At 61.8% G+C, this 9,781-nt stretch carries 6 protein-coding genes; 1 reads left to right on the plus strand and 5 read right to left on the minus strand.

The window, feature by feature from the left end:
* Window positions 1–425 precede the first annotated feature (425 nt).
* Window positions 426–2,204 carry a di-heme-cytochrome C peroxidase gene (locus tag QZ638_RS08710; RefSeq protein WP_295808965.1) on the plus strand — a complete coding sequence of 593 codons (1,779 nt, stop codon included), beginning with the start codon at window positions 426–428 and terminating at the stop codon, window positions 2,202–2,204.
* 303 nt (window positions 2,205–2,507) lie between these two features.
* Here QZ638_RS08710 and QZ638_RS08715 read toward each other — a convergent pair whose 3' ends face one another.
* From QZ638_RS08715 to QZ638_RS08735, 5 genes are all read right to left on the minus strand, one after another.
* On the minus strand, window positions 2,508–2,702 hold the full coding sequence (locus QZ638_RS08715) for a hypothetical protein (RefSeq protein ID WP_295808966.1): 195 nt from the start codon (window positions 2,700–2,702) through the stop codon (window positions 2,508–2,510).
* 832 nt (window positions 2,703–3,534) lie between these two features.
* Window positions 3,535–3,966 (minus strand): hypothetical protein, encoded by a 432-nt coding sequence (locus tag QZ638_RS08720; protein ID WP_295808969.1) that lies wholly within the window; start codon window positions 3,964–3,966, stop codon window positions 3,535–3,537.
* Window positions 3,967–4,042: 76 nt separating this feature from the next.
* A complete protein-coding gene (locus QZ638_RS08725; protein WP_295808971.1) occupies window positions 4,043–7,603 on the minus strand; it encodes an autotransporter domain-containing protein in 3,561 nt (1,186 codons plus the stop codon).
* 26 nt (window positions 7,604–7,629) lie between these two features.
* Window positions 7,630–7,971, minus strand: a complete 342-nt coding sequence (locus tag QZ638_RS08730) for a hypothetical protein (protein WP_295808973.1) — start codon at window positions 7,969–7,971, stop codon at window positions 7,630–7,632.
* A 490-nt stretch (window positions 7,972–8,461) separates the two neighbouring features.
* Window positions 8,462–9,781 (minus strand): autotransporter outer membrane beta-barrel domain-containing protein (locus QZ638_RS08735; protein ID WP_295808974.1); only part of this gene is annotated, 1,320 nt, incomplete at its 5' end.

The raw sequence follows: 9,781 nt of genomic DNA on the forward strand, positions 1-9,781 counted from the left end.
CGGTGATGAGCTTGGTCGATGATAGCGAAGCCAATATCCGGGAACCCTTGCATCTCGACTCGGAAACGTTTCATTTCCGGGGCACGACAAGAACAGTGCTCGGTCAACGGTAGCCCCGAGCCTTCCATCCATTGGCGGTGCATTGGCTCGGGAATCCAAATTTGCCATAGTGCCCCGCATGGATATGCCCAAGGAACGTCAATCTTATCATCCATTCTCCCAGGGGCGGCCGAAGGCGCGCGTCTTCCAGACACTAACGACGTACGATGTCGCTCCCGGTGAGCGGTATGAGTATTGGACTGGTGATGTCATTCGAAACTTCGAAATCGAGACTCCGGACGAAAGGCAGCGACAGGATTTCAAAGCCAGTGTGACCTCGCTCGCCACTATGGCCGGCGAGATGCATTATGCCGAGTCCGACGCCTATGGGCTTGTCAAATCGACATACAACACGTTCCGTGGGGCTGTTTGGAGCACTCTTGGCGGGGGGCGCCGCTGTGCTGTGGGCGTTATCAGTTCCGGTTGATGCAGAACCCTCCGGGCAAGCTGTTGTTCCCGGCCAAGGATGGAACAGCAGTGAACGCCACCTGTACTACTATACATCGCAGGGGACCTTCCTGATGCCGGCAGCATGGCTCGCTTCGCTTGAAACCCCCGATGGAACCCGCTTCATGGGCAGGTCGAACCTCGAACGGTTCGGCTTTGTGTTTCATGACGACGCTGCCGCAACACGACCTTATGACTGGCCGATCGGCATTGCGATCGACACAGATCCACGCAACGGCGGCATCGACCAAGCCGGCCTGACATGTTCCGCCTGTCACACCGGTCAGCTCGAGTATCGCGGCCGCAAATTCCGTGTCGACGGCGGCCAATCCAACATTGACTTCAGAAAATTCGCTGTTGAGTTGAACGCTGCCGTGGTGGCGACGGGCGATTCTCCCCAGCGAAAGGCGCAATTCCTTGAGCGGGTATTGGATCTCGGCTATCCTGCTGATCGCCTTGAGCCCGACTTTGAACTGGCGCATGCAAACGCCGTCAAGCAGCCCGACATGTCCCTGCAATTCCTTGACGGCATGACGCCGGCCGGTCGGGGACGATTAGACGCCGTCACGTCGATTGCCAATGCAGTGTTCGCGCAGGCACTCGCCGTGCCGGAAAATATCAAGCCTTCGACGGCCCCCACAAGCTTTCCACCGCTTTGGGACATATGGCGTTTCGACTGGGTGCAATATAATGCCTCTGCGCGGCAGCCGATGGCACGCAATATCGTTGAGGTGCTCGGAACCGGGCCGATCACGATCGCGGATCCCGTGACAGGAGAACTCCTGCCGGAGCCTGAGCGCTGGCGCAGCAACATAAGGGTCCGCAATATCCATACGATCGAGAAGACGCTCCATCACCTGGAGCCGCCCCGATGGGACGAGGATATCTTTGGCCCGATAGATCGGGAAAGGGCGCGCCAAGGCCGTGCTCTGTTCGCGGAGAATTGCGCGGCATGCCATGGTGTCAAGGAGATCAAGGGCACGTCTGATCCGGTCGAGTGGCATGTTCCGCTGGTGGCGCTGGACCGGATCGGGACGGATTCGCGCCAAGCTGTCAACTTCGCCGACAATCGCTTCGATGCCCGCGAGATCGGCGGGCCCGTGGATATGGGTGTGCCGGAAGGTTTGGGGCTGGTCCTCGAGCAGGTGAAGCGTCAGGCTTATCTGGATGAAAACGTGACGCCGGAGGAAGCTGCCGAGTTCGACGGCTTCGGAAAGCGCGATGGTGGCTCCGCGTTCGCGCCCTGCGGCTACAAGGCTCGCCCGCTGGTGGGAATATGGGCGACCGGCCCTTTCCTTCACAATGGCGCGATACCCTCGATCTACGATCTGTTAAGCGAAACCCGCCCGGAACGCTTCCTGTTGGGCTCCCGGGAGTTCGATCCTGAGCAGTTGGGTCAGGCCCAGAACCCTGGAGAAGGCGTCATCGAAGTCGACACTTCTTTGCCCGGCAACGGAAACTCAGGTCACTGGTTTACGGACGAGACCGAGCGGGCTGGCCGGATAGGACCGGCGCTCACGGAGGACGAACGATATGCACTGATCGAATATTTGAAGATCGCCGACTACTCGGACTATCCTCGCGAAGTAATAGAGAAACCCGGGCCGGCGGCATGCGCGGGCGATCGAGATTGGGCGGTAAAATGGACTGGGCCTTGACTGGCCCGCCTATCGTGCCGGGTGTAGAGAAGTTTCGAACTGCCCGTTCACTGGGCGCGGCTGATTGATGGAGGGGACGCTTGGTTTGCTATCGCGATCTCGAATTCCAGCCCGACATGTTGACCGCCAAGCGTGGCGACGACACAGCCCTTCGTCTAAAGCGGCAGGAACGGGCCCTGCTGCGCTTCGTGCGCCAGCAGCAAACGCTCGTCACCCGCGCGCAACTGCGCGAGACCCTTGGCGCGGAAAGCGGATCGCTTTCGGAGAGCAGCAGGGGGAATGGAGGGCCGGTGACACGACCGGTCAGGATCGTCGCGCGACCTTGCCAAACGGATAGTGCACCACATTGCTTCTGGGTTTGGTGAATTGCGCAATGGCCACAGCCTCGATCAACTGGTCCAGAGCTTGCCTCGCCTGTTCACTGGTTTTGTCGGTGCCGCGCAGATAATCTTGGGCTCGCTCCAGGTGGACGCGCGCAGCGGAAAAATCACTGTTCATCGTACTCTCCGTCATTGCCGCCCGGATGCACCGTGACAGCCACGGGAAAAGCGAAAGACAATATCCACAGAGCAATTTAGTTAAATTTATCAATAACTAGGCGAAAATTTCCGTGACCGCCAGCCGAACAGTTTCTGCCTTGGCAGTCCTTGCCGTACGTAGCCCATGGAATGGATGGCCGTTACTGGGCACAAGTCGATCATCATGTCCCAAGTACCCCGTTACCGATCTATCGAAACACCCCCGGATGGTGGATGATGAAAGACGTTCACATTGACCAGATCGTCGAAATCAACCCAAAGCCGCTTACCGGTTTGAATAGGTACTGGGCTATGGCGACTTGCCGCGTTCTCGATTGCATATCCCGCTCTGGATTTTAGGCACCAGACCCGACTGCAGAAGCGACAGAATAGGTCATGAGAATCAAGCGGAACCAGGGTCGCGTTCGCTTTCGTCCGGTTCTTCTTCATGGATGCCGTCAGGCGAGCTGATCGAAGCATTCCTATGTCCTGCACGGCAGACGCCAATTTATCCATGGTTCTGTCGAATGTTGCCGTTGCCTGATATTCACGATGCATAGCTGTCTTCTCTGCTTACAATCACGTGCAGTGTCGTGCTGAATAGATCAGCAACGGGCGGCCTTGCCCCTTAAGAGAATGTTAGTCGTTCTGGAACCATTATTCGCTGGCGGGATCAGGTTTTGCGTACCCGCTTGCGTCCAGATCGATCGTCTGTTCGACGGATCATAACCCGGCATAAAACATTGCGGTATCCGACGCGGCTTCACTCACGCGTGGTTGCGTAACACAAATTTCGAGGGAGGAGCGCCCCGCTACTTCCGCACCAGAGTGAACCGAACGCCGTCGTCCATCGTGCCGCCGGCGCTTTTGGGGTTGTCATCCCTCGGCAGATTGATGAAGCCCAATCCCGGTTCGGCAATGCCCGACAGGACGATCCGGTGGCCGTCGCGCTCCCATCGATTGATGTCGGCGAACCCGTGAAGGCCGCCGAGCCCGCTTACCTTATGACAGGCGAACGGCGACACGCGCCCGGCCTTGCCCGTCGCGATGGGGCTGAAGGTCACGCTGCAACTGTCGGAGCCAGTGCCGACCGCCGGTTCCACACGCCACTTTCCGACAACGGGATCGCGTTTTTGCGTCGGCGATGAAACGGGTTTTGGCGAACTGCTTGTGGGGCCGCTTTCCGAAACGCACCCCGAAAGCGCGATGAGTGCCGCGAGGCTCAAGAGTGACGACAGTTGCATCTTTTCAATCCTCTTCATTTCAACCGGGAGACAGGCAGGGCCGTTGCTGTTCCCGCATGCTTCGTTTTCCCCACGCTCAAAACCGCACGGCGAGGCTGGCGTCGAACCCGTGATCCTGGGCATCGCTCGCGATCTGCCCCTCGTAGGAGAAGCCGAGCGTGGCGTTGTCGGCGATGGCGAGATCGAGCCCGGCTTTGACGATGGCGGCGTCCTCGGCGATCGGCGCGCCGGCGACCGTGAAGGCGTCGCCGCCGGCAAAGGCGTGCGTGGAAAGCGGGGTCGTGTCGCCGAAGGCGTGGCGCCAGCCGAGCGTGCCGTGCGCCGTCGCGTTCATGCTGCCAATGGCAAAATTCCTTGACGCGTTGACGCCCAGCGTCGTGAAGGTCGTGTCCGCGGTCTGGCTTGCGGCCGACAGCGCGGCCGCGCCGTCTTCTTCCGCAAAACCGTCCGTGCGCAGGCTCACATGCGCGAGGCCGGCGAACGGCTCGAGGCTCGCCACCCCGGTCTCGATGCGATAGCCCGCCTCGCCGAAAGCCTGGAAGGTGCCGGCGTCATAGTTTGCCGAAAGACTATCGGCAAAGCCGGGGAGAACGACCGCGCGGTTCGTCTCGATGGCGTGCCAGGTATAGGCGAGCCCGCCCGACAGGCGCAGCGCATCCCATTGCCCGCCACCGTAAAGGCCGAGGTGAACATTGTCGCTCGAGCCGGACGCGGCCCGCTCATCGACATCGAAGGCGCTATGCCCGTAGCCGGCGACGAGACCGAGCCGGATGTTCCGGGTGATGGCCCCGTCGATGCCCGTCACGAAGCCGCCGGACGCGCGGTCGAGTTTTGCCGCATTGCCGTCGCCGTCCGTCTCGCTCCAGGCACCATAGATCTCGCCCCAGGCGACCGGGCCGATGCTTTCCGGCGCCGTCGGGCCCGGGCCGCCGGGCCCAAAGGCCATGACCGGCATGGCAGGTGTCGTACCTTTGCTGAAGGCGGCGCGGATGCGCGCATTGACGGCATTGCGCACGAAGCGGCTGTTCTCGATCAGCGCCGTTCTTGCCGAAGCGTGGATTTCGCCGGAGATGGCATCGAAGGCGGCCGGCGGCGAGCCCTCGGGCAGGACGATGATGGCATCGAACAAAGTGTTGCCTTCGCCCAGGCTTTCCGCACCGTCGGCGGCGGCGACCTGGTTCGGCGTCCGCGCGGCATCGCGGAAATGCACCGGATCGTCGGGGTCGTCGGGATCCCCCGGATCATCCGGATCACTGGGATCGCCCGGATCCGTCTTGCGCTCAAGGCTCAACGTCACTTCGTTCGCCTGCCGGTCATAGGCGAGCGCGGGATCGAGAAAGGCGTAATTGGCTTCCACCGCGTCGAACCCGTCGACGAGACTGCCGGCCGTCAGGATCGTATAGGTGGAGCCGTAGTCGAGATCGGCCTGGTAGGCATTCACGCTGACCGTTCCGGCCAGGGTCGCGATGCCGCCGACATCAACGCGATCGGCCACGCCATTGGCTTCATCGACCTCCACGTCGAAGAACGATCCTGCCTGGAAAGCGAGATCGCCGGCAACAGTCAGCGTGCCGGTGGAATTGCCCGGTGCAAGCCTGCCGCCACCGGCAATGGTCGTGTTGCCAACAGTGCCCGTCCCGCCGAGCGTGGCGCCGTCAGTGACATCAACGCTCCCGCCGAGCGTACCATTCACCGCAAGCGTGCCGCCATGGATGATCGTATCACCCGAAAAGCCCGAGCTGTCACCGGTGAGCAGCGTCGTGCCGGCATAATGGTTCACGAAACCGACTCCGTCGGTCATGCTCACGAGCGGTGTGTCGAATGTGTAGGCGTTGCCCGTGTGATTGAAGTTGAGGTGGGCGCTGTCTTCCCGGAACCGGAGCTCGGAGGCATCGAGCACGCCGGGCGCCACGGCTTCGGTGGGATCGCCCGAGGCGGCGCCGATCTTGAGTGTGGCGGACCCATCGGGATTGTTGAAGGCCATGGAGACATAGTGGGAGACACTGAGAGCGCCGCCCTCACCCAGTGTCACCGCGCCGGTTGCGCCGTTGCCATAGTCGGCGATCTGAACATAACCCGCTTCAACCCTGGATTCTCTGCCGCGCACGGTGACCGCGCCGCTGCCTAGATTGCCCGAACTACCGCCGCCGACATAAAGGGCGCTGGCACCAGTGACGTTTCCGGTGTCATTGACGGTCAAGGTTCCGGTACCATTAGTGCCAAGGGTCATGTGGGAACTGACATGCAAGCTGGACCCCTCACCCGTTACGGTGACGCGGCCCGTAGCGCCGGTGCCATAGCCAACATCAATCCATTTCTCGGTTGAAACCGTCCCGCCATCGGAGATCAGGAGTTCGGCGTCGTCGCCGTTGCGCCGGCCGATGGCGTTGCCACCGGCGCCGGATACGGAAGCCGGCTGGTCGAGCGTGCCGTCCCCGGTCACCTCCACCGTGCCTTGGGCGAAGTCGAACAGGCCGGTCTCGACAGACCCCGTCAGTTTCAGCGTGCCGGAGCCGGCCTTTCCGAAGCCGCCGGTCGGATTGCTCCAGTCCTGCGACAGCGAGAACGTATTGCCGGGATCGGCTATGTCGAAGGTGCCGCCGTCGTCCCCCCAGATGATAGACCGGTTCGTGGTCGTGAAGTCCGTGCCCGTTACCCGTAGCCTGCCGCCGTCGAAGGTGAGCGCACCCGCGGGATCGCCGAGATTGCCATCCGAGGAGACCGACAATGTGCCATCGCTCAGCGTCCAGGGCGTAACGGCACCGGTCGTGCCCGTCAGCGTCCAGGTGCTGTCCCCCGTCTTCTCGAACGTCTCGAATCCCTGGTATTGCCCGCTGCCGCCGATCGGGCCGATGGCGCCGACATCGAAGTTGCTGTCGGCATCACCGCCGAGGGAGAGGGTGTCGTTATCGCCATTGCCGACCACATTGCCGACAAACGAGAAACCATCGCGCAGCTCGAGACTGTTGGTGCCTCCGGTGAAGTTAATTGCATTGCCATGCGATGGCACCGATGGGTTGCATGGTTCAAAACAAGCGCCACCGGCGATAAGACCACTGTTCACGACCGTCAGGTTGGCACCTACAATCCCCGCGCCGCCATTTCCCCGTCTCCAAACATATGCATGCCCGGATGCGCCACCACTTCCAGTGCCGGCTCCCTCACCCAAACTCGCACCAAACATTCCTCCGCCCAGGCCACCTTGAATGGTGCCATTGTTGACGACGCTGCCACCACCCGGAAGGCGCATGCCAGCTCCCCCGGAACCCAGCGACGGTCGGCCTCCCGCCATTCCGTCCCCACCGCGAACAATGGAGGAGATTTCTCGAAGGACAATCGTGACCGGGCTGTCGATTGAGGCCACGATTCCGTCACCACCATCGCCGGTGGATCCGCTTATTCCGCTGGTTCCGTCCCTTTCTACCCCGGCATCGCCTCCGACAATCGATCCGTAGAGGTCGATTGACAGGGCGGCCCCGTCCGAAGAAACCACACCCGCGCCGCCCCCGCCGCCGCCTGCGCCACCGGAGTAGCTTCCTCCACGCCCACCGATTATCTGCCCATCCACTCTCAGTTGGACGCTGACGTCTGTGCCCGTTGCAAAAAGACCCGCACCGCCTCCTCCACCGGGGCTCATGGTCCCAAGGTGATGGTTTCCCTCCGCTACACCGCCTGCCCCTCCGTCACCTCCGCGCAACATCGCTCCACTTTCGATGACGGCATTGACGCTGTGGTCAGCGATTGCGCCGTCACCACCGGCACCGCCGCCGCCCGCCTTCTCAGATGAAGTGTCGCCTCCATCGCCCCCATTGCCCCCAACCAGGCTGCCTGAAAGGCCGTTGTCCAGCACACCCCCATGCGCGCCGCCCCCGCCACCGCCTCCGGCGCCGCCATCCCCATCACCGCCACTCTCGCCATCAGCACCGGGGCCACTACCAGCCACACCGCCTGAACCGCCACCAGCGCCTTGCCCCCTCTCACCGCTTTGCCCTGGTGCTCCACCATCGCCGCCTTGCAACCCGAGATATGGGTTATCGGTTTTTCCCGAACCGGGTGTCGCGTGACCCAGAGTCTGCGCCTGTCCCGGCTGACCGAGCGCCGACATCATAACCAACGCCGTCCCGGCCAGCAGAAAGTTCCTGCGCGATAGTGCAGCAGATTTTGGTGTACGGCTCATTGTGTCCCTCTCGGTGTTCCCACTGTGCTAGGCGCTCAGCCTGACAGGTCGCAAAAATCGGCGGCAAGACGTTTTCCGCGCAAAACCGCAATTCGCAGTTTCGCGCCAACCTCCGGCGACAGGAGCCCGGGGCAGTGATCCTTTTGCTCCATACGTTAATGGTGGATGACATGAGGCTTGTAGCATAGGATTCTCGCACCAGAATTTGGTTGGGCCCGATTTGGCCGTTCTTTGGACTTTCTTCGCCTTTGCCGGGTTAAGACGCTTCACCAGTAGCGTCGAACCGCCGAACAGTGCCCGGTCCCGATGCGCAAGCCGTCAAAACGTTGCCCCCAGCTTGAGTCCGAATGTGTGATCATGGCTGTCGTCGTCGGTGCCGAAGGCGGTGCGATAATCGAAGCCGAGGGTCCAGGTTTCACCGATGTCGGCGTCGAAGCCGAGGCCGACGGTCAGGAAATCGCGCGAGAAGGGCCCGATATCGAGTGCGTAGGGCAGGCCGCCGATATCGGCATAGCCGAGACTGGCACCATTCGATCCCTCGAAATCATGGGTGTATTCGAGCCGGCCGCGCGGGGTGAAGACGCCCCAACTCATCGCTATGGCATATTTGGCGCGCAAGCCCAGCGCGCCCGACAGCGTGTCGATCGTCTGCTCGCCATAGGTCAGGCTGTAGAGACCGCCGCCGGTCTCAGTGAAGGCGTCGAGTGTCGAGTGGGAGGCTTCCAGCCGCCCATAAGGCGACAGGAGCAGTCCGTCGCGGCGATGCTCATAGCCCACTGACAGCGAACCAAAGAGCTGATCGCCATCGCGCTCGCCGCTGGCGATATCGCCCGTGGCGGTGACAGAGCGCCGACTGTCGAAGTCCATAAAACTGTAGCCGACGAGGCCGTCGATGAAAATGGCGGGATCCGGCCGATAGCTGCCATATGCGGCGAGCGAAATTGCATGGGCTCGGTTTTCGGTGCCGTTGTCGCCGACATCGGTCGTATCGCGACCATAGCCGAAACCGATGCCAGCGATGAATTGCGGCGTGAAGCGATAGTCAAGACCGCCGCTGACGCCGACAAGCGTGTGATCGAGGTCGAGCCCGCCATCCTCGCTGGTGCCGAAATTGACATAACCGCTCGTCCAGATGGCGAGTTCGCCGAAGGGGTTTTCCGACCGCGGTTTTGCCGGACGTTTTTTATGATCCGCTTTCCGTGTCGACCGGTCGAGTGCGCGTGCGGCCGGTCGCTCGGTCAGCAGCTTTTCTTCGACATAGGCGTTTCGGTTGGACGAACCGGTCTGCACGCCGACATTCAGGTTCATCGAATTCTGCCGCCGCGAGCCCTCGTCATGGAGTTGTTCGAGCCTGCGGTTGAAATTGCCGGTCTGCATGCGGGCAAAGCGCTTGGCCGCTTCCGTCTGCGCGCGGATGAGGCCGATCACCTCAGGATCCTGCGTCGGATCGGACCGGGCGATCACCTCGATCCTCACGGTGGCCGGTTCGGATGTGCCCTCGGCGTTGGAAAGAGTGTAGGTCAGGCTCGCGGTTCCGGCGAAGGCGCCGGCGGCCGCGAACTGCAGGCGGTAGGCGTCAACTTCCCGCTCGATGCGGGCGGTGCCGGCTTCGCTTGCTGGAAGCGCGACGATGGCTGC

This window comes from uncultured Nitratireductor sp. (genome assembly GCF_913053745.1).
In the GTDB taxonomy this organism is placed as follows: Bacteria; Pseudomonadota; Alphaproteobacteria; order Rhizobiales; family Rhizobiaceae; genus Nitratireductor.